The 26,573-nt window shown below is 67.6% G+C and carries 26 protein-coding genes and 1 pseudogene; 12 read left to right on the forward strand and 15 right to left on the reverse strand.

Annotated features, from left to right (window positions below; genetic code table 11):
- Nucleotides 1–16: 16 nt before the first annotated feature.
- Nucleotides 17–931 carry a LysR family transcriptional regulator gene (locus AX018_RS00205; RefSeq protein WP_111875246.1) on the reverse strand — a complete coding sequence of 305 codons (915 nt, stop codon included), beginning with the start codon at nucleotides 929–931 and terminating at the stop codon, nucleotides 17–19.
- A 147-nt stretch (nucleotides 932–1,078) separates the two neighbouring features.
- Here AX018_RS00205 and AX018_RS00210 point away from each other — a divergent pair, with 147 nt between their 5' ends.
- The 5 genes from AX018_RS00210 (at nucleotide 1,079) to AX018_RS00230 (ending at nucleotide 6,166) form a co-directional block, all read left to right on the forward strand.
- Nucleotides 1,079–2,467 carry an L-serine ammonia-lyase gene (locus tag AX018_RS00210; protein WP_111875247.1) on the forward strand — a complete coding sequence of 463 codons (1,389 nt, stop codon included), beginning with the start codon at nucleotides 1,079–1,081 and terminating at the stop codon, nucleotides 2,465–2,467.
- Between the two features lie 171 nt (nucleotides 2,468–2,638).
- Nucleotides 2,639–3,406 (forward strand): ABC transporter substrate-binding protein, encoded by a 768-nt coding sequence (locus AX018_RS00215; protein WP_111875248.1) that lies wholly within the window; start codon nucleotides 2,639–2,641, stop codon nucleotides 3,404–3,406.
- Nucleotides 3,407–3,468: 62 nt separating this feature from the next.
- Entirely contained in the window at nucleotides 3,469–4,251 is a 783-nt protein-coding gene (locus AX018_RS00220) for an amino acid ABC transporter permease (RefSeq protein WP_111875249.1), read from the forward strand.
- Nucleotides 4,248–5,051 carry an amino acid ABC transporter ATP-binding protein gene (locus AX018_RS00225; RefSeq protein WP_111875250.1) on the forward strand — a complete coding sequence of 268 codons (804 nt, stop codon included), beginning with the start codon at nucleotides 4,248–4,250 and terminating at the stop codon, nucleotides 5,049–5,051. The genes AX018_RS00220 and AX018_RS00225 overlap by 4 nt, the downstream gene beginning before the upstream one ends.
- A gap of 200 nt (nucleotides 5,052–5,251) precedes the next feature.
- On the forward strand, nucleotides 5,252–6,166 hold the full coding sequence (locus AX018_RS00230; protein WP_111875251.1) for a DMT family transporter: 915 nt from the start codon (nucleotides 5,252–5,254) through the stop codon (nucleotides 6,164–6,166).
- 43 nt (nucleotides 6,167–6,209) lie between these two features.
- On the opposite strand, the gene mrdA is transcribed toward AX018_RS00230, so the two are convergent.
- From mrdA to AX018_RS00250, 4 genes are all read right to left on the reverse strand, one after another.
- Nucleotides 6,210–8,150, reverse strand: a complete 1,941-nt coding sequence (gene mrdA, locus AX018_RS00235) for a penicillin-binding protein 2 (RefSeq protein ID WP_111875252.1) — start codon at nucleotides 8,148–8,150, stop codon at nucleotides 6,210–6,212.
- Between the two features lie 33 nt (nucleotides 8,151–8,183).
- Nucleotides 8,184–8,702: a rod shape-determining protein MreD gene (gene mreD, locus AX018_RS00240; RefSeq protein WP_111875253.1), complete on the reverse strand. Its 519-nt coding sequence runs from the start codon at nucleotides 8,700–8,702 to the stop codon at nucleotides 8,184–8,186.
- On the reverse strand, nucleotides 8,699–9,619 hold the full coding sequence (gene mreC / locus AX018_RS00245; protein ID WP_111875254.1) for a rod shape-determining protein MreC: 921 nt from the start codon (nucleotides 9,617–9,619) through the stop codon (nucleotides 8,699–8,701). The genes mreD and mreC overlap by 4 nt, the downstream gene beginning before the upstream one ends.
- Nucleotides 9,620–9,746: 127 nt before the next feature.
- Nucleotides 9,747–10,790, reverse strand: coding sequence for a rod shape-determining protein (locus tag AX018_RS00250; protein WP_011793479.1), 1,044 nt, complete (start codon nucleotides 10,788–10,790; stop codon nucleotides 9,747–9,749).
- A 205-nt stretch (nucleotides 10,791–10,995) separates the two neighbouring features.
- Between AX018_RS00250 and gatC the strand changes: the two genes are divergently transcribed.
- From gatC to gatB, 3 genes are read left to right on the forward strand one after another with little or no spacing between them, the layout of a single operon-like run.
- Entirely contained in the window at nucleotides 10,996–11,295 is a 300-nt protein-coding gene (gene gatC / locus AX018_RS00255; protein ID WP_111875255.1) for an Asp-tRNA(Asn)/Glu-tRNA(Gln) amidotransferase subunit GatC, read from the forward strand.
- A gap of 22 nt (nucleotides 11,296–11,317) precedes the next feature.
- Nucleotides 11,318–12,814, forward strand: coding sequence for an Asp-tRNA(Asn)/Glu-tRNA(Gln) amidotransferase subunit GatA (gene gatA / locus AX018_RS00260; RefSeq protein ID WP_111875256.1), 1,497 nt, complete (start codon nucleotides 11,318–11,320; stop codon nucleotides 12,812–12,814).
- A gap of 1 nt (nucleotide 12,815) precedes the next feature.
- On the forward strand, nucleotides 12,816–14,267 hold the full coding sequence (gene gatB / locus AX018_RS00265; protein WP_111875257.1) for an Asp-tRNA(Asn)/Glu-tRNA(Gln) amidotransferase subunit GatB: 1,452 nt from the start codon (nucleotides 12,816–12,818) through the stop codon (nucleotides 14,265–14,267).
- Between the two features lie 213 nt (nucleotides 14,268–14,480).
- Here the strand turns inward: gatB and AX018_RS00270 are convergent, their stop codons facing one another.
- Complete coding sequence (locus tag AX018_RS00270) at nucleotides 14,481–15,152, reverse strand: DUF4124 domain-containing protein (RefSeq protein WP_415842078.1); 672 nt, start codon at nucleotides 15,150–15,152, stop codon at nucleotides 14,481–14,483.
- Between the two features lie 16 nt (nucleotides 15,153–15,168).
- The gene (gene pyrE / locus AX018_RS00275) at nucleotides 15,169–15,909 is read right to left on the reverse strand and encodes an orotate phosphoribosyltransferase (RefSeq protein WP_111875258.1); all 741 of its coding nucleotides are present in this window, start codon (nucleotides 15,907–15,909) and stop codon (nucleotides 15,169–15,171) included.
- On the opposite strand from pyrE, the gene AX018_RS00280 reads away from it, so the two are divergent.
- Complete coding sequence (locus tag AX018_RS00280) at nucleotides 15,908–16,723, forward strand: exodeoxyribonuclease III (protein WP_111875259.1); 816 nt, start codon at nucleotides 15,908–15,910, stop codon at nucleotides 16,721–16,723. The genes pyrE and AX018_RS00280 overlap by 2 nt on opposite strands.
- A gap of 127 nt (nucleotides 16,724–16,850) precedes the next feature.
- Here the strand turns inward: AX018_RS00280 and AX018_RS00285 are convergent, their stop codons facing one another.
- The 3 genes from AX018_RS00285 to msuE form a co-directional block, all read right to left on the reverse strand.
- A complete protein-coding gene (locus tag AX018_RS00285) occupies nucleotides 16,851–17,894 on the reverse strand; it encodes a methionine synthase (RefSeq protein ID WP_111875260.1) in 1,044 nt (347 codons plus the stop codon).
- A gap of 120 nt (nucleotides 17,895–18,014) precedes the next feature.
- Nucleotides 18,015–18,998, reverse strand: coding sequence for a DUF1852 domain-containing protein (locus AX018_RS00290; RefSeq protein ID WP_111875261.1), 984 nt, complete (start codon nucleotides 18,996–18,998; stop codon nucleotides 18,015–18,017).
- 45 nt (nucleotides 18,999–19,043) lie between these two features.
- Nucleotides 19,044–19,625 (reverse strand): FMN reductase, encoded by a 582-nt coding sequence (gene msuE / locus AX018_RS00295; RefSeq protein WP_111875262.1) that lies wholly within the window; start codon nucleotides 19,623–19,625, stop codon nucleotides 19,044–19,046.
- 188 nt (nucleotides 19,626–19,813) lie between these two features.
- On the opposite strand from msuE, the gene AX018_RS00300 reads away from it, so the two are divergent.
- Nucleotides 19,814–20,725 carry a LysR family transcriptional regulator gene (locus tag AX018_RS00300; RefSeq protein WP_111875263.1) on the forward strand — a complete coding sequence of 304 codons (912 nt, stop codon included), beginning with the start codon at nucleotides 19,814–19,816 and terminating at the stop codon, nucleotides 20,723–20,725.
- The gene (locus AX018_RS00305; protein WP_111875264.1) at nucleotides 20,722–21,390 is read left to right on the forward strand and encodes an epoxyqueuosine reductase QueH; all 669 of its coding nucleotides are present in this window, start codon (nucleotides 20,722–20,724) and stop codon (nucleotides 21,388–21,390) included. The genes AX018_RS00300 and AX018_RS00305 overlap by 4 nt, the downstream gene beginning before the upstream one ends.
- Before the next feature lie 560 nt (nucleotides 21,391–21,950).
- Here the strand turns inward: AX018_RS00305 and AX018_RS25565 are convergent.
- The 3 genes and pseudogenes from AX018_RS25565 to AX018_RS00320 all read right to left on the reverse strand — a co-directional run bounded on the left by AX018_RS25565 (nucleotide 21,951) and on the right by AX018_RS00320 (nucleotide 23,732).
- Complete coding sequence (locus tag AX018_RS25565; protein WP_170146154.1) at nucleotides 21,951–22,517, reverse strand: flavin reductase family protein; 567 nt, start codon at nucleotides 22,515–22,517, stop codon at nucleotides 21,951–21,953.
- 54 nt (nucleotides 22,518–22,571) lie between these two features.
- Nucleotides 22,572–23,000: pseudogene (locus tag AX018_RS25570) on the reverse strand (SRPBCC family protein); the annotation flags it as partial.
- Nucleotides 23,001–23,102: 102 nt separating this feature from the next.
- Nucleotides 23,103–23,732 carry an NAD(P)H-binding protein gene (locus AX018_RS00320; RefSeq protein WP_111875266.1) on the reverse strand — a complete coding sequence of 210 codons (630 nt, stop codon included), beginning with the start codon at nucleotides 23,730–23,732 and terminating at the stop codon, nucleotides 23,103–23,105.
- A gap of 126 nt (nucleotides 23,733–23,858) precedes the next feature.
- Here AX018_RS00320 and AX018_RS00325 point away from each other — a divergent pair, with 126 nt between their 5' ends.
- Nucleotides 23,859–24,242: a hypothetical protein gene (locus tag AX018_RS00325; protein WP_111875267.1), complete on the forward strand. Its 384-nt coding sequence runs from the start codon at nucleotides 23,859–23,861 to the stop codon at nucleotides 24,240–24,242.
- A 51-nt stretch (nucleotides 24,243–24,293) separates the two neighbouring features.
- Here the strand turns inward: AX018_RS00325 and AX018_RS00330 are convergent, their stop codons facing one another.
- Together AX018_RS00330 and AX018_RS00335 are read right to left on the reverse strand one after the other, a co-directional pair.
- A complete protein-coding gene (locus tag AX018_RS00330; RefSeq protein WP_111875268.1) occupies nucleotides 24,294–25,727 on the reverse strand; it encodes an FAD-binding oxidoreductase/lyase in 1,434 nt (477 codons plus the stop codon).
- The gene (locus AX018_RS00335) at nucleotides 25,724–26,155 is read right to left on the reverse strand and encodes a hypothetical protein (protein WP_111875269.1); all 432 of its coding nucleotides are present in this window, start codon (nucleotides 26,153–26,155) and stop codon (nucleotides 25,724–25,726) included. The genes AX018_RS00330 and AX018_RS00335 overlap by 4 nt, the downstream gene beginning before the upstream one ends.
- Nucleotides 26,156–26,573: the final 418 nt, after the last annotated feature.

The following is a 26,573-nucleotide window of genomic DNA, read 5'->3' on the forward strand; positions in this document are numbered from 1 at the left end:
CCGCGCGCGCGGCCGCTCAGCCCGCCGGACGCGGGCAGAGCCGGGCCGCCACGCGCACGATCGCGTCGATGAACACCGTGACGGCCGGGTGGGCACGCTCCCCGCGCCGGAAGGCCACGGAGATCCGCCGCCCCCCGTCCGGGCGCAGGCGCACGGCCCGGGTGCCCGGCACCGGCCGGATCAGGCGCAGGCCCGGCACCACGGTGACGGCGCAGCCCGCCGACACCATGGCCGAGACCACCTCGAAGCCCTGCGCCCGCACGTCCATGCGGGGCTCGAAGCCGGCCTTGCGACACAGGTCGCGCACGAACTCACCGAAGCTGCTCGCCGCCGCGTCCATGGCCCAGGATTCGTGGCGCAGGTCCGCCACGGTCAGCGACGCGCGGCCCGCCAGCGGGTGGGTGTCCGGCAGCAGCACGTGCAGCGAATCCTCGGCCAGCGGCACCAGGCCGAAGCCGCCGTGGCGGCGGTCCATCTGCAGCGAGAGGTGGTCGATCAGCGCGATGTCGGCGCGCCAGGAGCCCAGCGCCGCCAGCCCGTCCACGGGCTCCATCTCCTCCACCGCCAGCCGCAGGCGCGGCGTGGACGCGCGCAGCGCCTTGATCGTCTCGGGCAGGATGGCCGAGGCGATCGAGGGAAAGGCCGCCACGCGCAGCTCGCCGGCGACCTCGCGGCGCAGCAGCGCCAGCTCGGACTTCGCCTCGTCCAGCACCACCAGCAGGCGCTCGGCATGCCCCACCAGCGCCTCGCCCGCGGGCGTCAGGCGCACGCCCCGGCCCCGGCGCTCCGTGAGGGCCACGCCGGCCTCTTCCTCCAGGTGCGCGATCTGCTGCGACACGGCCGAGGGCGTCAGCGAAAGGGCCTCGGCGGCCGCGGCCATCGTGCCGCAGCGGGCCAGCTCGCGCAGCGCGCGCAGGCGGTTCATGTCCATGCCCGGCTCCCCCGGGGCACGGCCCCAATCGATAGGTTCGCTAATGTATCCCGTTAGAAAAGATCAGTAGACCTGATGGAACAGGCTTTCTACGCTTTCGCATCCCATCGATACCGCCGCGCGGCGCCACCAAGAGAACCGTTCACCATGGCCATCAGCGTCTTCGACCTCTTCAAGATCGGCATCGGGCCCTCCAGCTCGCACACCGTGGGGCCCATGCGCGCGGCCCGCATGTTCACCCACGCCCTGGAGCACCAGGGGCTGCTGCCCTCGGTGGGCCGCGTGGTGGCGCAGCTCCACGGCTCGCTGGGCGCCACCGGCAAGGGGCACGGCAGCGACACCGCCGTGCTGCTGGGGCTGGCCGGGCACGAGCCCGACACCGTGGACGTGGACCGCTTGGCCGGGTACGTCGCCGACATCCGCGCCCACCGGAGCCTGCCGCTCGCCGGCCGCCACGCCATCGGCTTCGAGGAGCGGCGCGACCTGCTGTTCTACGCGCTCCAGCCCCTGCCCTTCCACGCCAACGGCCTGCGCTTCGCCGCCCACGACGCTGCGGGCGCGCTGCTGCACGAGGCCACCTACTACTCCGTGGGCGGCGGCTTCATCGTGAGCGACGCGGTGGCGGCGGACGGCGCGCGCCAGAAGGTGATCGCGCCCGACCCCTCGGTGCTGCCGCTGCCCTTCGACGACGCGGCGCAGCTGTTGCGCCTGGCCGATGCCGGCGGCCAGGGCATCGCCGGCGTGATGCGCCGCAACGAGCGCCACTGGCGCACCGACGCCGAGATCGACGCCGGCCTGCTGGCGATCTGGCGCGCGATGCAGGACTGCGTGGAGCGCGGCTGCCGCACCGAAGGCATCCTGCCCGGCGGCTTCAAGGTCCGGCGCCGCGCCGCCGCGCTCGCGCGCCGCCTCGGGGACTTCGACCCGCGCCCGGCCGACCCGCTGCGCGTGCTCGACTGGGTGAACCTCTGGGCACTGGCCGTCAACGAGGAGAACGCGGCCGGCGGCCGCGTCGTCACCGCGCCCACCAACGGCGCGGCGGGCATCCTCCCCGCCGTGCTGCACTACTACGTGCGCACCGCCCCGCAGGCCAGCGAGCGCGGCGTGACCGACTTCCTGCTCACGGCCGGGGCCATCGGCATCCTCTACAAGAAGAACGCCTCCATCAGCGGCGCCGAGGTCGGCTGCCAGGGCGAGGTGGGCGTGGCCTGCTCGATGGCGGCCGGCGCGCTCTGCGCGGCCTTAGGGGGCACGCCGGCGCAGGCGGAGAACGCGGCCGAGATCGGCATGGAGCACCACCTGGGCCTCACCTGCGACCCGGTGGGCGGGCTGGTGCAGATCCCGTGCATCGAGCGCAACGCCATCGCCGCGGTCAAGGCCATCAACGCCGCGCGCATGGCGCTGCACGGCGACGGCACGCACTTCGTGAGCCTCGACCAGGTCATCAAGACCATGCGCGAGACCGGCGCGGACATGCTCACCAAGTACAAGGAAACCGCCCGGGGGGGCCTGGCGGTCAACATCGTGGAGTGCTGAAGGCCGGGCCCGGCCATCCGCATTTTCGATAAGGCATGAGCTCATGCCTGCTACTTATAATGCGACAGATCCGTGACGCCCTTCTGCCGGGCGCCAGCCTCGACGATATCCGGCTTCGCCACCCGCCAAGCCGGATTTTTTTACCCTGTCCCACCCCACCAGGAACCGCAGATGAAGCTTCTCAAGACGATGGCCGCCACCGCCGTGGCACTGTGCGCCGTGTTCTCCGCCCACGCCCGCCCGATCGACGCGATCCAGAAGGACGGCAAGATCGTCATCGCCACCGAGGGCCAGTTCGCGCCCTTCAACTACTTCAACGGCACGCAGCTCACCGGCTTCGAGGTCGAGGTCGCCAACCTCGTGGCCAAGAAGATGAACCTGAAGGTGGAGTGGAAGACCCTGGGCTTCGACGCGCTGCTCACCGGCCTGGCCCAGGACCGCTGGGACGTCGCCATCGCCTCCCACGGCGTGACCGAGGAGCGCTCCAAGGCCGTCACCTTCGCCACGCCCCACTACTGCTCGGGCGGCATGGTCATCGCCCTGGACCCGGCCATCCGCGCGGGCAAGGACCTCGCGGGCAAGGTGGTGGCCGTGCAGACCGGCACCAGCTACCTCGAAAACGTCAAGAAGGTGCCCGGCGTAAAGGACGTGAAGAACTTCCCCACCGACGTGGACGCGCGCAGCGCCCTCACCTCCAAGCGCGTGGACGCCTGGGTGACCGACAAGTTCGTCGCCAAGGAAGTGGCCGCCAAGAACCCCAAGGCGGGCCTCAAGCTCGGCGACATGCTCTTCATCGAGAAGATCGCCCCGGCCGTCGCCAAGGGCAACACGGGCCTGGCCGACGCCTGGAACAAGGCCTTCGCCGAGATCCTGGCCGACGGCAGCTATGCCGCCGTGTCCAAGAAGTACTTCAACGAAGACGTCCGCTGCGCTCCCTGAGCCCAGACCGCCGGCCGGCGCCCTGACGCGCCACGGCCGGCCTTCTTCCGCACGCCTATCCCATGCTCACCGCCCTCTGGCCCCGGCACTGGGGCCGCTCGCAGCGCAGCAATGCCACGCTGGTCTCGGCCCTGGTGCTGATGGTGCTGGCGCTGGCCCTGCTGGGCCACGCCCTCTCCTTCCTGCCCGACCCCATCGGCCCCAACGCGCAGGCCTTCGCCGACGGCGCGCGCACCACGCTCTGGCTCACGCTCGTGAGCGGCCTGTGCGGCCTCGCGCTCGGCACCGGCGCGGCGCTGGCCCGCACCGCGCGCTGGACGCCGCTGCGCTGGGCGGCCCGCTTCTACATCTGGGTGATCCGCGGCACGCCGCTGCTGGTGCAGATCCTCTTCGTGTACTTCGCGCTGCCGGTGCTGGTGCCCGGCCTGAACCTGCCCGACTTCGCCGCCGCCGTCGTGGCGCTGGGCCTGAACGTGGGCGCCTACAACGCCGAGGCCATCCGCGCCGGCCTGCTGGCCGTCCCGCGCGGGCAGACCGAGGCGGCGCGCGCGCTGGGCCTCTCGCGCACCTACGTCTTTTTCGACGTGGTGTTCCCGCAGGCCTTCAAGATCTCGCTGCCGCCGCTGGTGAGCAACTTCGTGGCGCTGCTCAAGGACTCGTCCCTCGCCTACGCCATCGGCGTGGTGGAACTCACCAACGTGGGCAACCGCATCCAGTCGGCCACCTTCCAGCCCATCGCCACGCTCTCCACCGTGGCCGTCACCTACCTGCTGCTCACCACGCTGGTCACGCAGGTCTCCAACGCCATCGAGCACCGCTTCGACGTGGAGGGCCGCGCGCAATGACGACCCCACGGCCTTCATCGCCCGCCGCGCCCTGCATCGTGGCAGAGAACGTCTGCAAGTCGTTCGGCGCGCACCAGGTGCTCAAGGACGTCTCCACCGCGTTCAACACCGGCGAGGTCACCGTCATCATCGGCGCCTCGGGCTCGGGCAAATCCACCCTGCTGCGCGCCATCAACCGGCTGGAGCCGCACGACAGCGGGCGCATCGCCATCGACGGCACCGAGGTCACCGACGACCCGCGCACCCTGCAGCGCCAGCGCAGCGAGGTCGGCATGGTGTTCCAGCAGTTCAACCTGTTCGGCCACATGAGCGTGCTCGACAACGTGACGCTCGCGCCGCGCCGCATCCGCCGCACGCCGCGCGCCGAGGCCAACGAGCAGGCCCTGAAGCTGCTGCAGCGCGTGGGCCTCAAGGAGCATGCGCACAAATACCCCTGGCAGCTCTCGGGCGGGCAGCAGCAGCGCGTGGCCATCGCGCGCGCGCTGGCGATGCAGCCCAAGGTGATGCTGTTCGACGAACCCACCTCCGCGCTCGATCCCGAGATGGTGCAGGAGGTGCTGGACGTGATGCGCGAGCTGGCGCGCGGCGGCATGACCATGATCGTGGTCACCCACGAGATGGGCTTCGCCCGCGAGGTGGCCGACCGCGTGATGTTCTTCGACCAGGGGCGCATCGTGCACGATGCGCCGCCCGCCGAGTTCTTCGCCAACCCGGCCAACGACCGCATCCGGGCCTTCCTGGGGCGCATGGGCACTGGAGTCGGAGCCCCCCCTGAGACGCCTTCGGCGCCTTCCCCCTGAAGGGGGACGACGCCGGTGGCCGGGCAAAGCCCGTTCCACGGCGTCCACTGGCTTGGCCTGCTCCGCGGCCTTTTGACGGGTGGCGCGGCGCCGGTTTCATGCGCCGCGGGTGGTGCATGCCCCCTGAAAACCGATATGCCGCCACCAGGGCCGCCATGGCCCGCGCGGTGGCCAACCCACTCCCTCGCCCTTTCGTCCCGATGTCCACCGCCGCCCCTTCCTCCCAGCGCCTGGGCCTCATCGCCCTCCTCGTCGTGACCCTCGTGTGGGGTACGACCTTTCCGTCCATGAAGCTGCTGGCCTCGTCCGGCCTGGACGCGCTGCAGCTCATCTGGGCGCGCTTCGCCATCGCGCTGGCGGTGCTCGCGCCCCTCTGGTGGGGCATGCGCCGCGCCGAGCGGCGCTGGGGGCTGGCGCTGGGCCTGCTGCTGTTCCTCGCGTTCTGGCTGCAGATCGAAGGGCTGGCGCGCACCAGCAGCAACCGCAATGCCTTCGTCACCGGGCTCAGCGTGCTGGTGGTGCCCCTGCTGGCGATGGCCGTGCTGTCGCGCCGCTACGGCGGGCGGCTCTGGACGGCCTGCGCCATGGCCCTGGCCGGCATGGCGCTGATGTTCCACGAGAACGATCCCTGGAACCTGGGCGACACGCTCACGCTGGCCAGCACGCTGTTCTATGCGCTCTACATCCTGGCGCTGGAGGAATGCGCGCGCCGCACGGCTGCGCAGCCGCTGCGCGCCACGCGCATGGCGGCCGCGCAGGCCGCGGCCATGCTCGTGGCCGCCACCGTGCTGCTGGGCCTGCGCCATGGCGGCGTGGCCTCCACGCTGGAGGCGCTGGCCGGCCTCCCCGTGCCCGCGGCGGCGGCGCTGGCCTACCTCGGCGTGATCGCGAGCGTGGTCGTGGTGACCCTGCAGGCCTGGGGCCAGCAGCGCGTGGACGCCATGCGCAGCGCCATCGTGTTCGGCCTGGAGCCCGTGTTCGCGGCGCTCACCGCCTGGTGGCTGATCGGCGAGCGCCTGGGCCCGGCCGGCATCGCGGGGGCCGCGCTCATCGTGGCGGCGCTGGTGTTCAGCCAGTGGCAGCCCGGCCGGGCGCCTGCGCGCGTGGCGGATTGACCTGCCGCACGGGCCACGGCACGGCGGCACCGGAAGGCGCCCGTCAAGGCTCCACGACCGGCACGTCCGCGGCGCGCAGCGGCGTGCCGATGGGCGCCGAGGCCTGGCCCTTGCGCACGGCCTCCATGTCCTGCGGATTGGGGGCCTGCCCCAGCAGCCAGTAGTCGAACACGCGCCGCGCGATGGGCGCCGCGTGGGCGGCGCCGAAGCCGGCGTTCTCCACGATCACCGCGAGCGCGATCTTCGGGTCCTCGGCGGGCGCGAAGGCCGCGAACAGCGAGTGGTCGCGCTGGTGCTCCTCCAGCGACTTGGCGTTGTACTTCACGTTCTGGCCCAGGCTCACGGCCTGCGCCGTGCCGGTCTTGCCGGCCGAGGTATAGGGCGCGCCCGCGAACACGCGCGTGCCCGTGCCGCCCTTGTTCACCGCCACCAGCGCGTTGCGCACCAGATCCACGTTCTTCGGCGAGAAACCCAGGTTCACGCCCGGGGGCTGCTCGATCTGGGTGATCTGGCCCGTCACTGTGTCCTTGATGGCCTTCACGAGGTGGGGCGTGTAGCGCGTGCCGCCGTTGGCGAGCGTGGCCTCGGCCACGGCGAGCTGCAGCATGGTGAAGTTGTTGTAGCCCTGGCCGATGCCCAGCGACACCGTCTCGCCCGAATACCAGCGCTTCATCTCCGGGCGCTTGTAGGTGTTGCGCTTCCACTGCGTGCTGGGCAGCACCCCGCGCACCTCGCCGTTGATGTCGATGCCCGTGGGCTGCCCGAAACCCAGCGGCTTCATGAAGTCGTGGATGGTGTCCACGCCCATGTCCACGGCCAGCGAATAAAAATACGTATTGCTGGAGAACTGGATCGCGCGGTGCATGTCCACGCCGCCGAGGCCCCCCTCGTGGCTGCGGAAGGTATGGCCGCCGTAGGTGTAGAAGCCGGGATCGTTGTAGACCTGCGTGGGTGAGCGCTTGTTCAGTTGCAGCGCGCCCAGCGCCATGAAGGGCTTGTAGGTGGAGCCGGGCGGATAGGTGCCGCGCAGCGCGCGGTTGAGCAGCGGCTTGTCGATCGACTCGTTGAGAGCCTGCCAGTTCTCGGAATCGATGCCCTCCACGAACAGGTTCGGATCGAACGTGGGCTTGGAGACCAGCGCGAGGATCTCGCCGTTGCGCGGATCGATCGCCACCAGCGCGCCCCGGCGGTCGCCGAACATTTCCTCCACGAGCTTCTGCAGCTTGATGTCGAGCGAGAGCATCACCGTGTTGCCCGGCGTGGCCGGATGGCTCGCGAGGCGGCGCACGGCGTGGCCGCCGGCCGAGGTCTCCATGCGCTCCACGCCGGTCAGGCCGTGCAGCGTGGTCTCCTGGCTCTGCTCGATGCCGAGCTTGCCGATGTGGTCGGTGCCGCGGTAGTTGGCCGAGTCCTCGGAATCCTCGATGCGCTCCTTCTCGCGCTGGTTGATGCGGCCGATGTAGCCGATGGCGTGGCTCGCCACCTCGCCCAGCGGGTAGTTGCGGAAAAGCCGGGCCTTGATGTCCACGCCCGGAAAGCGATAGCGCTGCGCGGTGAAGCGCGCCACCTCCTGGTCGGTGAGGCGCGTGCGGATCGGCAGCGACTCGAAGCTGCGCGACTCCTCCATCAGCCGCTTGAAGCGGCGCCGGTCGCGTGCGTGGATCTCCACCACCTTGGCCAGATCGTCGATGGTCTGCTCCAGCGACTCCACCTTCGACGGCGTGATCTCCAGCGTGTAGGCCGAGTAGTTGGTGGCCAGCACCACGCCGTTGCGGTCCTGGATGAGCCCCCGGTTGGGCACGATGGGCACCACCGCCGTGCGGTTGCTCTCGGCCTGGTCGGCCAGCTCCTCGTGGCGCGCCACCTGCAGCACCAGCAGCCGCGAGACGATGAGGCACATGGCCAGCAGCACCACGATGCCCACGGCGAACACGCGCGTGCGGAACCGCGAGAGATCGGCTTCGGTGTTGCGCAGCTCGGTCATGGCGGCGGGGTCGCGGGGGCAGGCGGTCCGGCCTCAGAGCGGCCGGTTCTCGTCGCGGTCGGGGGGGCGGCGCTGCGGCGCCAGCAGCACCCAGCTCGCCAGCGGCCACAGCAGCGCCTCCAGCGCGGGCGCGATCAGGCCGTCGAGCCCGGGCAGGATGCCGCCCGACACCATGCGCACGAGCAGCTCGATCGCGTGCGCCACCACGAACAGCGGCAGCACCTGCAGCGCCTGCGAGAACGGGCTGAACCACAGCAGGCGCCGGTGCAGGTAGATGGCACCGTACATCGTCGCGCTGTAGGCCAGCGCATGCTGGCCCAGCAGCGCGGTCTGGTACACGTCCATGCACAGGCCCATCGCGAAGGCCACGCCCATGCCCACGCGCTCGGGCTGGTGCACGCCCCAGAACACGAGCAGCACCATCAGCAGATCGGGCGTCCACACCACGCGCCCGAGCGGCAGCATGTTGAACGCCAGCGCCGCGAGCAGGCTCAGGGCGATGAAGGCGGGGCGCACGGGCAGCAGCAGCTGCTCGCCACGGGGCATGATCATCGGCGGCCCCCCTTGCGCGCGGGCGCGGGTTCCACGGGCGCCGGGCGCTCGGGCAGGCCCGGGTCCAGCGGCTGCAGCACCAGGACGTGGCGCGCGCCCTGCGCCTGGGCGAGCGGCGCGCAGTAGATGCGCGCGAACGCCGAGTCGGCCCGGCGCTCCACGCGCACGATGCGCGCCACCGGCAGACCGGGCGGGTAGAGCCCGTCCACCCCGCTGGTGGTGAGCAGGTCGCCCTCCTGCACGTCGGCATTGCTGGGCATGAAGCGCAGCTCCATGCCGCCGCCATGCGCGATCACCGGGTCGCCGTAGGCCACGCCGCGCGCGCCGGTGCGCACGTTCATCACCGGGATGGCCTGGTCGCGGTCGATCAGCAGGGTGACCTCGCTCAGCAGCGGGTGCACGCGCGTGACCTGCCCCAGCATGCCCGATTCGTCCATGACCGGCGAGCCCAGCACCACGCCGCCCATCTGGCCCTGGTCGATCATCACGCGGCGGGTGTAGGGGTCGGCGGCGTCGTAGATCACCTGCGCGGCTTTCGCGGGCGTGTTCAGGCGCTCGCGCAACTCCAGCAGCTTGCGCAGCCGGGCGTTCTCCTGCAAGAGCTGGTCGGCCTGGTTGGCCCGCTGGGCCATCTGGACCATGTTGCGGCGCGTGGCATCCACCTCGGCCTGCGCGGCCTCCATGGTGCGCAGGTAGGCCAAGCCCCCGCCCACGAACTCCACCGGCTGCAGCATGACCCACTGGACGGGGTAGAGCGCCACGGCGATCGCCTTGCGCAGCGGCTCGGCGACGTGCAGGCGCGCGTCGGCCACCATCAAAAACAGCGCCAGGGCGCTGTAGAGGGCGAGGCGGGCGCGGGGCGACGGCCCTTGCTTGAAGAACGACGGCGCGGACCGTTCGAGGGTACCGAGGGGCATGGCGGGAAGAACTGCCGCTGGGGGTTTTCAGGCAGGACGGCGCTTCGCGGGCCGGTCCGGGCGGAAGCGGGGCGGGCGGGGTGCCCGGCCCGCCGACATGCGGCCCCAGCCCACCGGCGCGGTCATGTCACTCGCTCGTGAAGATGCTGCCCTGGCGGTCCATGCGCTCCAGCGCGATGCCGCAGCCGCGCACCACGCAGGTCAGCGGGTCTTCGGCCACCAGCACGGGCAGGCCGGTTTCCTCGGCCAGCAGGCGGTCGAGGTCGCGCAGCAGCGCGCCGCCGCCCGTGAGCATCATGCCGCGCTCGGCGATGTCGGCGCCCAGCTCGGGAGGCGTCTGCTCCAGCGCGTTCTTGACGGAGGAGACGATCTGGTTGAGCGGATCGGTCAGGGCCTCCAGCACTTCGTTGCTGGAGATGGTGAAGCTGCGGGGCACGCCCTCGGACAGGTTGCGGCCCTTGACCTCCATCTCGCGCACTTCCGAGCCCGGGAAGGCCGAGCCGATGCTCTTCTTGATGGCCTCGGCCGTGGGTTCGCCGATCAGCATGCCGTAGTTGCGGCGGATGTAGCTGATGATGGCCTCGTCGAACTTGTCGCCGCCCACGCGGACGCTGCCCTTGTAGACCATGCCGCCCAGGGAGATCACGCCCACCTCGGTGGTGCCGCCGCCGATGTCCACCACCATGGAGCCGGAGGCCTCCGACACCGGCAGGCCGGCGCCGATGCCGGCGGCCATGGGTTCCTCGATGAGATAGACGGCCGTGGCGCCGGCCGCCTCGGCCGCGTCCTTGATGGCGCGGCGCTCCACCTGGGTGGAGCCGCAGGGCACGCAGATGATGATGCGCGGGCTCGGCGTGAGCAGCGTGCGCGGGTGCACCATCTTGATGAACTGCTTGATCATCTGCTCGGTGATCACGAAGTCGGCGATCACCCCGTCCTTCATGGGGCGGATGGCTTCGATGTTGCCCGGCACCTTGCCGAGCATGGCCTTGGCCTCGTGGCCGACGGCCTGGATGACTTTCTTGCCGTGGGGGCCGCCTTCGTGGCGGATGGCGACGACGGAGGGTTCGTCGAGCACGATGCCCTTGTCGCGGGCGAAGATCAGGGTGTTGGCTGTGCCAAGATCAATGGCAAGGTCGGTGGAGAAGTACCGACGGAAAGCTCCGAACATTCAAAAATCCTCTCGGGCACGGCATGCGCGTCGGCCTGCCATCGCCGGGTGTTTAGGGGGTGTTTATTGGCTTTTTTCGCACAATGACCGGCAGTTGGGAGGGTATTGCGGCAAAGCCGGGATAATACCGCATCCCCTGTGAATAACTTCCGCTCGCCCCGAGCGCGGCGCAGCTTTACATCCCGTTTCCGCACCCGTTTTCCCTATGGCACTGACACCCCAGGACATTGGCCGCATCGCCAATCTGGCGCGGCTTGAACTGAGCTCCGCCGAAAGTGAGCGCATGCTCACGCAGCTCAACGGCTTTTTCGGCATCGTCGAGAAAATGCGGGCTGTGGATACCACCGGCGTGCAGCCCCTGGCCCACCCCGTCGCGGCCATCCAGGACGTGGCCCTGCGCCTGCGCGAGGACGTGGCGAGCGAGCCCGACCAGCGCGAGGCCAACCAGCGCAGCGCGCCCGCCGTCGAACGCGGCCTGTTCCTGGTTCCGAAGGTGATCGAATAACAAGAATAAACAGACGCTATCCATGACCGAACCCTCTTCCCTGCACACCCTGGGCGTGGCCGAACTCGCCGCCGCGCTGCGCGGCAAGCGCGTCTCCGCCGTCGAGGCGGCCCGGCATTTTCTGGGCCGCATCCACCAGCACACCCACCTCGGCGCCTTCGTGAGCGTCAACGAGGAAGCCACCCTGGCCCAGGCCCGAGCCCAGGACGCGGCCATCGCCGCGGGCACGGCCGGCCCGCTCGCGGGCGTGCCCATCGCCCACAAGGACATCTTCGTCACGCGGGACTTCCCCAGCACGGCCGGCTCGAAGATGCTGGCCGGCTACCAGTCGCCGTTCGATGCCACCGTGGTCGCGCGGCTGGCCGATGCCGGGGCCGTGACGCTCGGCAAGCTCAACTGCGACGAGTTCGCCATGGGCTCGGCCAACGAGAACTCGGCCGTGGCGCCGCTGGGCGCGAGCACCCCCGCCCCCGTGCGCAACCCCTGGGCGCCGGACCACGTTCCGGGCGGCTCCTCGGGCGGCAGCGCCGTGGCCGTGGCCGCGCGCCTCGCCCCGGCCGTGACGGGCACCGACACGGGCGGCTCGATCCGCCAGCCGGCCTCGTTCTGCGGCATCACCGGCATCAAGCCCACCTACGGCCGCGCGAGCCGCTACGGCATGATCGCCTTCGCCTCCAGCCTCGACCAGGCCGGCCCCATGGCCCGATCGGCGGAAGACTGCGCGCTGCTGCTCTCGGCGATCTGCGGCCCCGACCCGGACCGCGACTCCACCAGCCTCGACATGCCCGCCGAGGACTTCACCGCCCGCCTGAACGATTCGCTGGACGGCCTGCGCATCGGCATCCCGGCCGAGTTCTTCGGCGAGGGCCTCGCGCCCGACGTGCGCGCCGCGGTCGATGGCGCGCTCAAGGAATACGAGAAGCTCGGCGCGAAGCTCGTGCCCATCCACCTGCCGCGCACCGAGCTGTCCATCCCGGTGTACTACATCATCGCGCCGGCCGAGGCCTCGTCCAACCTGAGCCGCTTCGACGGCGTGAAGTTCGGCCACCGCGCCCGGGACTACGCCGATCTGGCGGACATGTACCGGAAGACCCGCGCCGAAGGCTTCGGCGACGAGGTCAAGCGCCGCATCATGATCGGCACCTACGTGCTCTCGCACGGCTACTACGACGCCTACTACCTGCAGGCGCAGAGGATCCGCCGCATGATCGCCGACGACTTCCAGAACGCATTCAAGGAATGCGACCTGATCGCCGGCCCCGTGGCCCCCACCGTGGCCTGGAAGCTCGGCGAGCACGGCAACGACCCGCTGGCCGACTACCTGGCCGACATCTTCACCCTGCCCGCCTCGCTCGCCGGCCTGCCCGGCATGAGCGTGCCGGCCGGCTTCGGCGCGGGCGGCCTGCCCGTGGGCCTGCAGCTCATCGGCAACTACTTCCAGGAAAGCCGGCTGCTGAACGCCGCGCACCGGCTGCAGCAGGCGACGGATTTCCACCTCCGGGCACCGGAAGGCCTCTGACATGACCGTGAAACTGATCCAGGGCTACGAAGTCGTCATCGGCTTCGAGACGCACACCCAACTCGCCACGCAATCGAAGATCTTCAGCCGCGCCTCCACGGCCTTCGGCGCCGAGCCCAACACGCAGGCCTGCGCGGTGGACCTAGCGCTGCCCGGCACGCTGCCCGTGATGAACCGCGAGGCCGTGGCCTGCGCCATCCGGCTGGGGCTGGCCCTCGGCTCCACGGTGGCGCCCGAGAGCATCTTCGCGCGCAAGAACTACTTCTACCCCGACCTGCCCAAGGGCTACCAGATCAGCCAGTTCGAGATTCCCGTGGTGCAGGGCGGCGAGGTGTCGTTCTTCCTGGGCGACGAGAAGAAGACCGTGCGCCTCGTGCGCGCCCACCTGGAGGAAGACGCGGGCAAGTCGCTGCACGAGGACTTCATCGGCCAGTCGGGCATCGACCTGAACCGCGCGGGCACGCCGCTGCTGGAGATCGTGACCGAGCCCGACATCCGCTCCAGCGAGGAAGCCGTGGCCTACGCCAAGGAGCTGCACAAGATCGTCACCTGGATCGGCATCTGCGACGGCAACATGCAGGAGGGCTCGTTCCGCTGCGATGCCAACGTCTCGGTGCGCAAGCCGGGCCAGCCGCTGGGCACGCGCCGCGAGATCAAGAACCTGAACAGCTTCAAGTTCATGCAGCAGGCGATCGACTACGAGATCCGCTGGCAGATCGAGCAGATCGAAGACGGCCACGCGATCCAGCAGGCCACGGTGCTGTTCAACCCCGACACGGGCGAGACCCGCGCGATGCGCACCAAGGAGGACGCGGCCGACTACCGCTACTTCCCCGATCCGGACCTGCCGCCGCTACGAATTTCAGAGCAATGGATCGAGCAGGAACGCCGACTCATGCCCGAATTGCCCCGCAACATGGCCGCGCGCTTCGTGGCGGACTACGGCCTGCCCGAGTACGACGCGACCACGCTCACGCAAAGCAAGGCCATGGCGGCTTACTTCGAGGAAGTGGCCCGCGCCTGCAGCCAGCCCAAGCTGGCCAGCAACTGGATCATGGGCGAGGTGTCGCGCCGGCTGAACGCGGGCGAGACGGCGATCGAGGCGGCGCCGGTGAGCGCGGCGCAGCTCGCCGCGCTGATCGGGCGCATCGCCGACGGCACCGTCTCCAACAGCGCCGCGCGGCAGGTGTTCGACGCGCTCTGGAGCGGCGAGGGCGCCGAGGTGGATGCGCTCATCGACGCCAAGGGCCTCAGGCAGATGAACGATTCCGGCGCGCTGGAGAAGATCATCGACGAGGTGATCGCCGCCAACCCCGACAACGTGGCCCAGTTCAAGGCCGGCAAGGACAAGGCGTTCAACGCGCTCGTGGGCCAGGCCATGAAGGCCAGCAAGGGCAAGGCGAACCCGCAGCAGGTCAACGAGATGCTGCGCGCGCGGCTCGCGTCGGCATAAAGGAAAACAACCCCCTGTGGCGCTTCGCGCCCTCCCCCTTCTCCTGCGGGAAGGGGGACAACGCCGGTGGCCGAGCGAAGCTCGCTCCACGGCGCTTGCTGGCGTGGCCTGCTCCGCGGCCATCGGACGGGGGGCGCAGCGCCGGTTTCATGCGTCACGGTTGACGCGGCGCAATAGATCACGGATGTGCCGCCGCCCGGCAGGGCGGCCCGGTCAGGACCCCGGCAACACGGGTGCGCGCTGCTGCTCGGCCCAGAGCTGGCGCAACTGGGCCAGTTCCGCATCGAAGCGCTGGTGCACGCGGCGCTTTTCCTTCTCCTGCGCGGCGATGAAGCGCCGCTGCTCGGCCAGCGACTCCTCCTGCTCGGCGATCTGGCGGCGCAGGACCGGCGGGGCCTTGGCCGGATCGCGGCGGTAGAACTCCATCTCGGCATCGAGCGCCTTGCGCTGGCGGTGCAGCTCGGAGATGCGCTTCTCGGCCACGGACGTGACATCGTCGATCTGCGCGATGGCCGCGGCGCGCTCGGCATCGTGCGCGGCCTGGTCGGGGTAGCGCGTCACCAGCACCCGCTCGCGGCGGCGCTCCTCGGCGATGCGGGCACGCTCCTCGGCCTCCTTGCGGCGCTGGGCCTCCTGCGCGGCGCGCTCGTGATCAGAGAGCGTGGGGCCGACGCGGGCGCGCTCGGTGCCGGAAGGCCCCAGCACGCGCTGCTCGCGGTCGGTGCACTCCGCGATGGGGCGGTCGGCCGTGAGGCGGCGCCCCTTGGCGTCCACGCAGGTGTAAATGCCACCCGGACCGGGCTGCGACTGCGCGCCCGCGAGGCCTGGGCACAGCGCAACCAGCACCCCCGCATACCCCACGCTCCAGATGGCCTGTTTCTTCACCCGATGGTTCCTTGTATCAGACTCCGTAGCGCTGGCGATAGGCCAGCACCCGCTCATGGTGCGAGGCCATTTCAGAGCCCCCGCAATCCTGCAAATTCTGCAAATCCTGCAGATAATGCAATAAGTCTGCCAGCTTGGCGATGGTGCACACCTGCATGCCCAGTTGCCCGCGCACGTACTGCACGGCGCTGTGCTCCACGTCGCGGCCGTTCTCGGTGGCCTTTTCCTGGCGGTCCAGCGCGATCGCCATGGCATGCGGCACCGCGCCGGCGGCGCGGATGAGCGCGATGGATTCACGCGCGGCCGTGCCGGCGGACATCACGTCGTCCACGATCAGCACCCGGCCTTTCAGCGGAGCCCCCACGAGGGTGCCGCCCTCGCCGTGGTCCTTGGCCTCCTTGCGGTTGTAGGCGAAGGGCACGTTGCGGCCATGGCGCGCGAGTTCCACGGCCACGGTGGCGGCCAGCGGAATGCCTTTATAGGCCGGGCCGAAGACCATGTCGAATTCGATGCCGCTCGCCAGCAGGGCTTTTGCATAGAATCCCGCGAGCCGGCCCATCTTGGCGCCGTCGTCGAAGAGCCCGGCATTGAAGAAATACGGGCTCATGCGGCCCGCCTTGGTCTTGAATTCGCCGAACCGAAGCACGCCCGCCTCTACGGCGAAGTGCACGAAGTCCTGTGCGAGGCGGTCCGGCGACACGCCTTCTTCCGCCTTTTCCGTTCCCGTCTGCTGCTGCCGCGCGCCGTCTGCCACCATGGATGCTTCCCTTTTCAAATTGACCAGCCTGAACCTCAACGGCATCCGTTCCGCCGCCTCGAAAGGGGTGGAAGCCTGGATCGCCGAAACGCGGCCGGATTGTATTTGCGTGCAGGAAATCAAGGCCCAGTCGGCCGACATGGCCGGCCGCTTCGAAGTGCTGGCCGGCCTCCAGGGGCATTTCCACTTCGCGGCCAAGAAGGGCTATTCCGGCGTGGGCATCTACACGCGCCGCGAGCCCAGCGACGTGCGCATCGGCTACGGATCGACCGAATTCGACGCCGAGGGCCGCTACGTGGAGGCGCGCTTCGACACGCCCGCGCGCAAGCTCTCGATCATCAGCGCCTATTTCCCGAGCGGCTCCTCCGGGCCCGAGCGCCAGCTGGCCAAGTTCCGCTTCCTGGCCGAATTCCACGTCCACCTGATGCGGGTGAAGGAAGAGCGCGAATTCATCCTCTGCGGCGACGTCAACATCGCCCACCAGCAGATCGACCTGAAAAACTGGCGCAGCAACCAGAAAAACAGCGGTTTCCTGCCCGAGGAACGCGAGTGGATGACAAAGTTGTTGAACAAAACCGACGCGAGCGGCGGGCTGGTGGACGTCTACCGCATGCTGCAGCCCACCGCCACCGACACGGCCTACACCTGGTGGAGCAACCGCGGCCAGGCCTACGCGAACAACGTGGGCTGGCGCCTGGATTACCACTTGGCTTCGCCAACCCTGGCCAACACCGCCCGCCTCGCGACGATCTACAAGGACGTGAAGTTCAGCGACCACGCGCCGCTGACAATTGACTACGACTTCAACCTTTGATCAGACGAGGCTCCGGTTCGCTTTGCGCCCAAAGCGGCCACCCATCGCCCGCAGGTGGGCTGGTGGAGGAGCCTGCCCACATCGTCCTTTCCGCCTGAAATGCAGAAGGCGCATTGGATGCTGACGCTCAGGCTTCGGGGCGCGCCCCAGGTGCAGTGAACCGCTCCTTTGCCAGTCTCGTGCCTTCTGCCAGCGCCTGCAGCTTGCGCCACGCCACGTCCCGCCCCATCGGTGCCAGCCCGCAATTCGTGCACGGGAACAGCCGCTCCTTCGGCACGAACTCCAGCGCCCGGCCGATGGTGTCAGCCACTTCCTCGGGTGTCTCGACCACGTCGCTGGCCACATCGATCACGCCGACCAGCACGTCCTTGCCGGCCAGCAGCTTCATCAGGTCGGGCGGCACATGGGAGTGGATGCATTCCAGGCTCACCTGGTCGATGCGGCTGCGGGCCAGCGCGGGGAACACCGTCTCATACTGGCGCCATTCGTCGCCCAGGGTGCTCTTCCAGTCGGTATTGGCCTTGATGCCGTAGCCGTAGCAGATGTGCACCGCCGTCGTACAGGTCAAGCCCTGCGCCGCGCGCTCGAGCGCCTGCACGCCCCAGTCGGCGGCGTCCTTCATGTAGACATTGAAGGCGGGTTCGTCGAACTGGATGATGTCCACTCCATCGGCCTGCAGCGCGAGCGCTTCCTGGTTGAGCAGTTCCGCAAACGCGAAGGCCATCTTGACCTTGTCGCCGTAGAAGCGGTCTGCCACGGTGTCGACGATGGTCATGGGCCCGGGCAGGGTGAACTTCAGCTTCTTCTTCGTGTGCGCTCGCGCCAGTTGGGCTTCGAAGGCATGCACGCGGCCCTTCAGGCGCAGGGCCGACACCACCTGCGGCACCATCGCGTCGTAGCGGTTGTCGCGGATGCCCATCTTCACCTTGTGCTCGAAGTCGATGCCCTCGACCTGCTCAAGGAAGCCATGCACGAAATGCTGGCGCGATTGTTCGCCGTCGCACACGATGTCCAGGCCTGCGTCTTCCTGGGCCTTGATCCACAGCAGGGTCGCGTCGGCCTTGGCCTGGCGAAGCGCCTCGCCTTCAGCTCTCCACTGAGGCCAGAGCTTGTTGGTTTCAGCCAGCCAGGCTGGCTTCGGCAGGCTGCCGGCGATGGAGGTTTCAAACATCTGAGGATTCCTTTCAAGCAGAAATGGGGGGGCGAGCGTATTTCGGGACTGTGGTGCCCAAGCAGCCAAGGGAGGGAGTGTTACCGGGGACATGACGGCAGGCGCCGCCGATGCGAGTGGTCAGAGCGCGAAATCGGCAGCCCACTGCTCAAGGACGTTCTTGTACGGCTTGATGAAGTGCTCCTCCGCAAATTTCCCCTGCTTGACCGCCAACTGGCTGCGTTCTTCCCGGTCATAGACAATCTGCGTCAACGAGTAATCCTGGTTCTTCAGGCTCGGTTGATAGAGCTTCCCGGCGGCAGAATTGGCGTTGTAGATTTCGGGGCGGTAAATCTTCTGGAAGGTTTCCATGGTGCTGATGGTGCCGATCAGCTCGAGATTCGTGTAGTCGCCCAGCAGGTCGCCGTGAAAGTAGAAAGCCAACGGTGCAACGCTGTTCGGAGGCATGAAAAATCGAACCTGCATCCCCATCTTTGCGAAGTATTGGTCGGTCGAGGACAGTTCATTCTGTTGATACTCGGCACCCAGCACGGGGTGCTGGTTGCCCGTCCGCTGATAGGTCTTGCTGGTGGAGGCGCTGATGCAGATGACAGGCGGCTTGCTGAAGCGCTCCTTGTAAGTGTTCGAGCTGGCAAATTGCTTGAACAGCTTTCCATGCAAGTCGCCAAAATCTTCCGGAATGCTGAATTCCGCTCGATTCAAGTTGTAGCCCGGAAGCAAGACACTGAAGTCGTAATCGCGCACGTAGGAGGAGAAGTTGTTCCCCGCGATACCGTCGATGCGTTTGTTTTCTTTCTTGTCGTGAATGCTTGTCTTCAGTATTTCAATCAACGGAAATACATCGGTGCTGCTCTTGGCATCGATGCCCATCTCGACGGAGATGATCTCGAGTTCGACAGAGTAGCGATCGCCCGTCGGATTGTCCCAATGCGCCAGGTCATTGAAGCGGTTGTCGATCATCCTCAGCGTATTGCGCAGGTTCTGTAGCCGACTCGCTCCCCGGGCCAGGTTGGCAAAGTTGGTGGTGATGCGCGTGCTGTCCGATGGCTGGTAGTTCTCATCGAAGCAAATGCTCTTGAGGTTGAAGGTGAGTTCTTGGTTCATCGCAATCCAGTGAACTAATTTTTGAAAGAAAGCCGGGTTCTTGTTTCAGGCCGCAACCGCTTCATCGGCCAGAGAGTGCCGGGCGTAGCGAGCCAGATCCACCAGTGGCAGTGCCCGTTGGACCGCCAGTCCGGCCCGCTCGATCAAGGCCTCGTCCCGCAGGCGGTAATCCACGAAATCCTTGTCGGTCGCGTAGACGCCCAATGGCAGCGTGCGTGCCTGGAAGAAACTGAACAGCGGCCGCAACTGGTGGTCGATCACCAGGGCATGGCGCTCGCTGCCGCCGGTGGCGGCCAACAAGACCGGCTTGTCGATCAAGGCGTCCTGATGGATGAAGTCGAAGAAGTGCTTGAACAGCCCCGTGTAGGAGCCGCGGTAGACCGGTGTTGCCACCACCAGGACGTCAGCTTGCTCGACCGCGGCAAGTTCCCGCTCCACGGCATCGGGCAGTTGAGATCGCCAGACCGCGCCGGCAAGCTGCGGTGCGAGCTGACCCAGTTCGACCAGGCGCTGTTCGCACGGCACTCCGTCCGAGATCAGGTCCAGCAGATGCTCTGCCAGGGCAGCAGACTTGGAGGGGCGTTGCAGCCCGCCGGAAACTGCGACTAATCGGAGTGGACGTGTCATTGTTGCTTTCGTATGGATTGATCTGCGCAGTGCCAGAGACGTTGACGGAGTGCATCACCGAGGTCCTCCGCCATGACTCGCGCAGATCCTCAGGCCACGCTCGACGTCAATAGGAGCGGATGGTATTGACGAGAATCAATGAAGTAAAATGGTTTTATCTCATTCACCCATGAGCAGGAATCATCTGAATGTTGGAGCGCCTACACCTCAGCATCGTCCGGCAGGTCGAGAAGCAAGGGTCGTTGACGGCCGCCGCGGGCGTGCTGAACCTGACCCAGTCAGCGCTGAGCCACAGCATGAAGAAACTGGAGCTGCAACTCGGCACCGACATCTGGCTGCGCGAAGGGCGAAGCCTGCGCCTGACGCAGGCCGGCCAGTACCTGCTGGCGGTGGCCAACCGCGTGCTGCCGCAACTGGACCTGGCCGAAGAGCGCCTGGGCCAATTCGCGCAGGGCGAGCGCGGTGCGCTGCGCATCGGCATGGAATGCCACCCCTGCTACCAATGGCTGCTCAAGGTGGTGTCGCCCTATCTGGCCGCATGGCCCGACGTGGACGTGGACGTCAAGCAGAAGTTCCAGTTCGGCGGGATCGGCGCGCTCTTCGGCTACGAGATCGACCTGCTGGTCACACCTGATCCGCTGTTCAAGCCGGGGCTGAAATTCGAACCCGTGTTCGACTACGAGCAGGTGCTCGTCGTGGCCAAGGGCCACGCCCTGGCTTCGGCAGCCTACGTGAAACCCCAGCAGCTGACCCAGGAAGTGCTCATCAGCTACCCGGTGGACATCGAGCGCCTGGACATCTACAACCAGTTCCTGCTGCCGGCCGGTGTCACGCCCAAGCGCCACAAAGCGATCGAAACCACCGACATCATGCTGCAGATGGTGGCCAGCGGCCGCGGTGTGGCAGCCCTGCCGCGCTGGCTGGTCGAGGAGTACGCGGCCAAGATGGACGTGGTGCCTGTGCGGCTGGGCGTGCGCGGCATCGCCAAGCAGATCTTCCTGGGGGCACGCGAGGCGGACACCGCCATCGACTACGTGCGGGCCTTCATCGAACTGGCCCGTCAGCCTGCCGCCACCCTTGCGCAAGGAGCCAACGGATGAACACCACCGTCGAACGCAAACCGCTTCCGCTGCCCGGCGGCCACGACAAGGTGCTGCTGCATTCCTGCTGCGCGCCCTGCTCGGGCGAGGTCATGGAGGCCATGCTGGCGACCGGTATCGGCTACACCATCTTCTTCTACAACCCCAATATCCATCCGCTCAAGGAATACGAGCTGCGCAAGAACGAGAACATCCGCTTCGCCGAGCAGTTCGGCGTGCCCTTCATCGATGCGGACTACGACCGGGACAACTGGTTCGAGCGGGCCCGAGGCATGGAGCACGAGCCCGAGCGCGGCGTGCGCTGCACCATGTGCTTCGACATGCGCTTCGAGCGCACGGCGCTGTATGCGCATGAGCACGGCTTTCCGGTGATCACCAGCTCTCTGGGCATTTCGCGCTGGAAGAACATGCAGCAGATCAACGATTGCGGCGTGCGCGCGGCGGCCAGGTATCCCGGGCTGATGTACTGGGAATACAACTGGCGCAAGGGCGGTGGTTCGGCCCGCATGATCGAGATCAGCAAGCGCGAGAACTTCTACCAGCAGGAGTATTGCGGATGCGTCTACTCGCTGCGCGACAGTAACCGGCACCGGGTGGAAAGCGGCCGCGAGCGCATCCAGTTGGGAGTGATGTTCTACGGTGACGAGGCGCCCGCAAAAGACTGATGCGCCTTGTGGGGGGAGCCACGCCACCCCTGGCTTTCAGAACGTGTTCAACGGCGTCCGGCCCGCTCGATCAGAGCGGGCGTGCCGAGGTTTCCCCCCACATCCGCCAAGTATGGCAAGACCCTTGATCCCTCCCGAAAAGCCCAGGGCCGCAGACGACATCACCGACGGCTACTCGCTGGAAGTCAGCGCGAAGGACATTCCTGCACTGACCCCAGCGGCGCCTCGCATGCCGCCCGCGTCAACCGTTTCCATTCCCGACCTGGCAAGCGAGAACAACGAAATTTGGCACGGCGGGGCCGGATCTTTTCGTGGATCGTCTTGCCGCCGGCCTGACAGAAGCACATGGAAAGATGCGTCTGCATTGCTTCCCATTCGGGGGCATCGCACCGTCAGTGAACTGGATAGACCAGTACCGCGCTCGCACTGAGCACCCACGCCTCGATAACGCATCACGGGCTTGATAGATGGCCTGGCTTTGACAATAGCCGCGACACGGTGGGCTATACGACCTGGCGCTCCAGCCTTTGCCGGCACGGGGCCGCGGCCGGGCCCGGTCCTCATGCGTCCACCGCGTCCCCGATGGCATAGAAGCGCCCGCCCGCGATGTAGTGCAGGCTGCGCCAGGCGGGGTCGGCCGACTCGAAAAGCCAGTGCCCTTCGCGGAACGCGCGGTCATCCGCCCACGCGCCCACCACCTCGCCGATGAACAGGTCGTGGGCCTGCTGGTTGTGCGGCTCCGCGACCAGCCGGCAGGCCAGCCAGGCGGAGCACCCCTCGACGAACGGCAGGTCGTGGCCATCGATGCCGAAGAGCCGCACGCCGGCCTCCGCCAGCTTGCCGGGCTCGCGGTGCAGGCTGCGGTGCCCGACGCGGTGCGTGAGCGCGAGCAGCGCCACCGTGGGCACCTGGATCACGAAAGCGCCGCTGGCCTCGACCAGCTCGCGGGTGCGGGTCGTCTTGTCGAGCACCACGGTGAGCTTCGGCGGCGCGAAATCCAGCGCGCACGCCCAGGCCGCGGCCATGACGTCGTCGGTGCCGCCATGGCGCGCGGACACCAGCACCGTGGGGCCATGGTTGAGGAGCCGGTACGCCTTCTCCAGCGGCACGGAGGCGACGTGCGCCACCGAGAAGGCGGCCCCATCCGCCCCCGGCGCCCCCTCGCGCAGCAGGCGCTGCAGCCCCCCGTGCCCGGCGGCGAAGAGATCGCGCAGGGCCTGCGCGTGTTCCGCCCCCGGGTGCGGCGCGCGCGCCTCGAAGCGCGCCGACCAGTGGACCAGCGCCCGGGCCTGGTCGGACAGCGGCAGCACGCGCACGGTCGCCACGTAGTCGTCCACCGGCATCGGCGACGCCTCGAAGCGGTAGGAGAGCGCGCGGCCCGCATCGTCCAGCGACAGCAGCCGCTCGCGCACCAGCCCGCCGTCCGGCAGCGCCAGCCAGCGCACGGAGCCGACCGTGCCCTCCGGCAGGTCGCCTTCGATCCCGCTGCCCGCCAGGGCCGGATGCCACGCGCCGATCTCGCCGAACCGCCGCAAGACCTGCCATACGCGCCCGGCATCGCCGTCGATCAGCGCGGAATACTCCACCATGGGCATGCCCGATACCTCCATCCATTTCCGGCGCCCGGCCTTTGCGCCGGACACCGTCCCACCAGGGTTTGCCAGGAACACGGCGCGACGCGGACGCGGCGCGCCACCATGGGCCGCTTCAGATCACACCAGGCGATCGGACGTGACCACCCGCAGCCCCGGATGCGGCGCGAGCGCCGCATCGATCAGCGCCGCCGCGATGCGCGGGGCGGGGTTGACGCGCCAGCGCTTCGGCAGCACCGGCCCCAGCAGCGACAGGGCCAGCACCCCCACGCGCTCGCCCGGGCGGGATGCTTCGCGCGGCCCGCCGATCGCGCCGGGCCGCACCAGCGCCAGCGACGGGAATCCCAGCAGGGCGAGATCCCGCTCCAGATCGCCCTTGACCCGGTTGTAGAAGAAGCGGGAGCCCGCGTCGGCGCCGATGGCCGAGTTCAGCACACAGGTAGGCGTGCCATGCCGCCGGGCGTGCCGCGCGATGGCGAGAGGATAGCAATGGTCCACGCGGCGGAAGGCCTCCCGGGAACCGGCCACGCGCATCGTGGTGCCCAGCGTGCAGATGACGGCGTCCGCCGCCCACCAGGGCGCGGCCTCGGGCAGGCGGTCGAAATCCACCGGCACCGACTGCAGCCGGGCATGCGCGGGCAGCGCGCGGCGCGTCAGCGCCACCACGGCATCGACGCGCGGGTCGGCCAGCGCCTGTTCCAGCACCTGGCGACCGACCAGCCCGGTCGATCCGGCAAGGAGAAGTCTCATCGCGAAATCCTGCGGCCCGAGGGGCCAAAGCCGTACGGTAACCGCTGCGCGGGGCGCCGTCCTCCCGCCGACACACGCATGGCCTATCCTCCGGGCAGCACTTCACCCACCGACGAAGGCACCTGTATGAAACACCCCCTGCTGACCCCCCTGGCGGCCCTGGCCCTCGCACTGGCGGCCACCGGCGCCGCCGCCCAGGACCCGCGGCACGACTACCCGAGCTGCGACCTGCCGGCGCAGCGAAACCTCACCGGGCAGACCGGAGGGACCATCACGGACCCGCTGCAGGCCCACATCTCCGTGCGCGCGAACATCCTCCAGGCCGACATCGGCACCGCGCGCAAGGCACGGCGCATCTCCGAGCGGCAGGCCGAGCGGCTGTGGCACCGGGTCGACAAGGTCCGCAAGGACACCGACCGCTTCGTCCGCCAGCAGGGCTTCCTCAGCGCGGCCGAGCGCGCCAGCTACGACCGGGCGCTCGATGCGGTGGCGCTGAAAATCTGCCGCTAGGTGTTCAGTCCCGGCATTTGATGGATCGGATCAATCGTGAAGCGTTCGGGCTCAAACGACGGAATCCAGATTCATCGGGATGGCCTGGAAGGCAATTCGGCGCAGCAGGTCAACCTCGCCAGCAGTTCCCACCATTGCTGGCTTGGTATTGCCTGCGAAGCCGTACCGCCTCAACGTGACATTGGGCTTTGGATCCGCGGTGGCAGGGGTGACCCGCTCAATCCGGACATAGCCCGGGGCACCTCCGGGGCTCATGGCAACATGCAAGAGCAAGCCCACCAACCAACGATTGAGGCTGTAGGCCTTCATGCTATAGGCAGCACGATCGAGCAGTTGGACCTTGAATGGCGCTTGTCGCACGACCTCGTTGTGCCACTGAAGGACTGAAGGGGCCGCGACCGCCAGCAGCGCGGCCGTCTCGCGCTCGTACAGCGCATGAAGCTCCGAATAGATGCGCTCGTCGGTGTATCCCCACATCAAGGAGCGAAGCGCCTGATCTTCCGCTGACTGGAGTCGGCTGCAAAGCTGCAACCACTCAGTGCCGAGCCCGTCAGACAACAGTATTTCCTCCAGCCGACTCACACATCGGTGAAGATCGTGCCACTCGTCTTGGAGCACGAACCGCAAGGCCTCCTGCAAGCCTCCATCGCCAGCGCCTTCGATACGCACAATACCTGCCGCCGGACCTGCGACGGCCGCTTCAATGTCCTTTTTCAGGTCGCAATAGGAGAAAAAATCCTTTGCCGCTTCCGTTTGCTGGATGTCCTTGTCCAAGCCAAATCCCAACGCGAAGACCGCGATCTGGCCTTCCAAATGCAGCTTGCTGTCGGGGCTCTTGGTATCTCTCACCTTCACGGCGACGACGTTGCCTGGCTCGTTCGCGCTGATGTCTTTCATGAGACCGAGCCGGTAGCCACAGAGAATCTTCAATCGGGCGCCAAACTTTGTCTTGTAAGCGTCCAACTGGCCAAGGAATTCGGCCCGAAGTTCACTGGCCGTCCGCGCTGTCGAGGGAAATCGCAGGGTCGCTGCATCTCCTCGCAAACCTTTGACAGTCTCATCATCGCGCAGGACCTCGACATATGGAAACTTGTGCTTGCCACTGTGAAGGTGCGGCCAGTCATACACCGTCGCGCTGAAGAGACGATCGCTGCCCAAACCCAGAAGTGGAAAGCACGCCGTGTCAGACTCGACAAGCGTGACTGACAACCCCAGCTCACAGGCCATCAGGGCGGCGGACACGCCCCCAACGCCCGCACCAATGACGATGACATTGGAGGTGTCTGGCTCGGCAAGAGGGATCGGCCCGATGAGTCCGGCCTGATACGCGGCCAGCATCAAGGTTCGCCCACGAATGAGTTGATCCTTCATGCTGATGAATTTCAGATCGCGATTCAGATCGAACTGCAACGCCTGAATCTTGAAGGCAAGAATGGCAAGTCCGTCCTCACCATATTGGTTCAAAGCACCGATCGCGGGGCTCACAGACTGAATCCCTGCATCGCTTCGATGTTCACGTCCGCAAGATCGCTCTGGACGAGGAACTGGCTACTGCGTGCCAAGGCTTGGACGCTTTCGAAAGCGGACAGTGCGTTGGGACGGAAGAATGGGAATGCGGGTGGCGGCACCAGTTCACGGCCGACCACCTTACGGTCGAAGACGACCGTATCGTCCAGAGATGTCCGGCCCTCAGGCCAGTAGGCGTAGACGCCGGATCCGACGCGTTCCAGCATTCGCCGACGGACCATCCCGCTGACGAACCGCCTCACGACAGCAAGCGCAACAGACAAGGGCAATGCCTCGGAGATATACCGCGCAGCGACCTGGTCCCGCAGTTGCCTGACGGCTACAGAGTCGCCATGGCTGAAATTCTTCTCCAAATACTCGGCGAGCGCCCGCTCAAGTTCATCCATTAATCACCTCCCTGAGTTGCTTTGCCCGTCGAGTATGGCAAATGCACATTCATGATGAGCACGAGCTCATGCATTCAGGCAGAGAGTCAGGCCGTGTCAGCTTGACTCACACCAACCGGTCTCCACGAAAGCCGGGGTGATTCAGTGCTTACGGCTTCATTTACCCAGAGTAAATCACCCCTTCGCAAAACACACCGAACCATCCGTGGTCACGCTCCTCACCCAATTGCAGAACTTTTCCGCATGCCTCCACGGGCCGATGGCAACGACACGCGCAGGCCCTCCCTTTGGAATGCCGAGAGTCCATACTCGGGCCCAAACCACACACTGCCCCATCAAGCCAAGCCAGATCAATGCCTTTCGAAACGCTGCTCTCCGGGCAATGTAGGCTGCACCCGCCAGTTTCAAAACTGTGCTT

Origin of the sequence: Paracidovorax anthurii, assembly GCF_003269065.1 — a bacterium.
Lineage (GTDB): Bacteria > Pseudomonadota > Gammaproteobacteria > Burkholderiales > Burkholderiaceae_C > Paracidovorax > Paracidovorax anthurii.

Coding starts and splice junctions, on each gene's coding strand:
- gatA (WP_111875256.1), top strand. CDS start 11,318: ATGACCGAACCCTCTTCCCTGCACACCCTGGGCGTGGCCGAACTCGCC.
- AX018_RS00280 (WP_111875259.1), top strand. CDS start 15,908: ATGGATGCTTCCCTTTTCAAATTGACCAGCCTGAACCTCAACGGCATC.
- AX018_RS00325 (WP_111875267.1), top strand. CDS start 23,859: ATGAAACACCCCCTGCTGACCCCCCTGGCGGCCCTGGCCCTCGCACTG.
- AX018_RS00205 (WP_111875246.1), bottom strand. CDS start 931: ATGGACATGAACCGCCTGCGCGCGCTGCGCGAGCTGGCCCGCTGCGGC.
- AX018_RS00300 (WP_111875263.1), top strand. CDS start 19,814: ATGTTGGAGCGCCTACACCTCAGCATCGTCCGGCAGGTCGAGAAGCAA.
- AX018_RS00210 (WP_111875247.1), top strand. CDS start 1,079: ATGGCCATCAGCGTCTTCGACCTCTTCAAGATCGGCATCGGGCCCTCC.
- AX018_RS00285 (WP_111875260.1), bottom strand. CDS start 17,894: ATGTTTGAAACCTCCATCGCCGGCAGCCTGCCGAAGCCAGCCTGGCTG.
- AX018_RS00305 (WP_111875264.1), top strand. CDS start 20,722: ATGAACACCACCGTCGAACGCAAACCGCTTCCGCTGCCCGGCGGCCAC.
- msuE (WP_111875262.1), bottom strand. CDS start 19,625: ATGACACGTCCACTCCGATTAGTCGCAGTTTCCGGCGGGCTGCAACGC.
- AX018_RS00290 (WP_111875261.1), bottom strand. CDS start 18,998: ATGAACCAAGAACTCACCTTCAACCTCAAGAGCATTTGCTTCGATGAG.
- AX018_RS00225 (WP_111875250.1), top strand. CDS start 4,248: ATGACGACCCCACGGCCTTCATCGCCCGCCGCGCCCTGCATCGTGGCA.
- AX018_RS00230 (WP_111875251.1), top strand. CDS start 5,252: ATGTCCACCGCCGCCCCTTCCTCCCAGCGCCTGGGCCTCATCGCCCTC.
- AX018_RS00220 (WP_111875249.1), top strand. CDS start 3,469: ATGCTCACCGCCCTCTGGCCCCGGCACTGGGGCCGCTCGCAGCGCAGC.
- mreC (WP_111875254.1), bottom strand. CDS start 9,619: ATGCCCCTCGGTACCCTCGAACGGTCCGCGCCGTCGTTCTTCAAGCAA.
- pyrE (WP_111875258.1), bottom strand. CDS start 15,909: ATGGTGGCAGACGGCGCGCGGCAGCAGCAGACGGGAACGGAAAAGGCG.
- mrdA (WP_111875252.1), bottom strand. CDS start 8,150: ATGACCGAGCTGCGCAACACCGAAGCCGATCTCTCGCGGTTCCGCACG.
- AX018_RS00250 (WP_011793479.1), bottom strand. CDS start 10,790: ATGTTCGGAGCTTTCCGTCGGTACTTCTCCACCGACCTTGCCATTGAT.
- AX018_RS00215 (WP_111875248.1), top strand. CDS start 2,639: ATGAAGCTTCTCAAGACGATGGCCGCCACCGCCGTGGCACTGTGCGCC.
- AX018_RS00320 (WP_111875266.1), bottom strand. CDS start 23,732: ATGAGACTTCTCCTTGCCGGATCGACCGGGCTGGTCGGTCGCCAGGTG.
- gatB (WP_111875257.1), top strand. CDS start 12,816: ATGACCGTGAAACTGATCCAGGGCTACGAAGTCGTCATCGGCTTCGAG.
- mreD (WP_111875253.1), bottom strand. CDS start 8,702: ATGATCATGCCCCGTGGCGAGCAGCTGCTGCTGCCCGTGCGCCCCGCC.
- AX018_RS00335 (WP_111875269.1), bottom strand. CDS start 26,155: ATGGATGAACTTGAGCGGGCGCTCGCCGAGTATTTGGAGAAGAATTTC.
- gatC (WP_111875255.1), top strand. CDS start 10,996: ATGGCACTGACACCCCAGGACATTGGCCGCATCGCCAATCTGGCGCGG.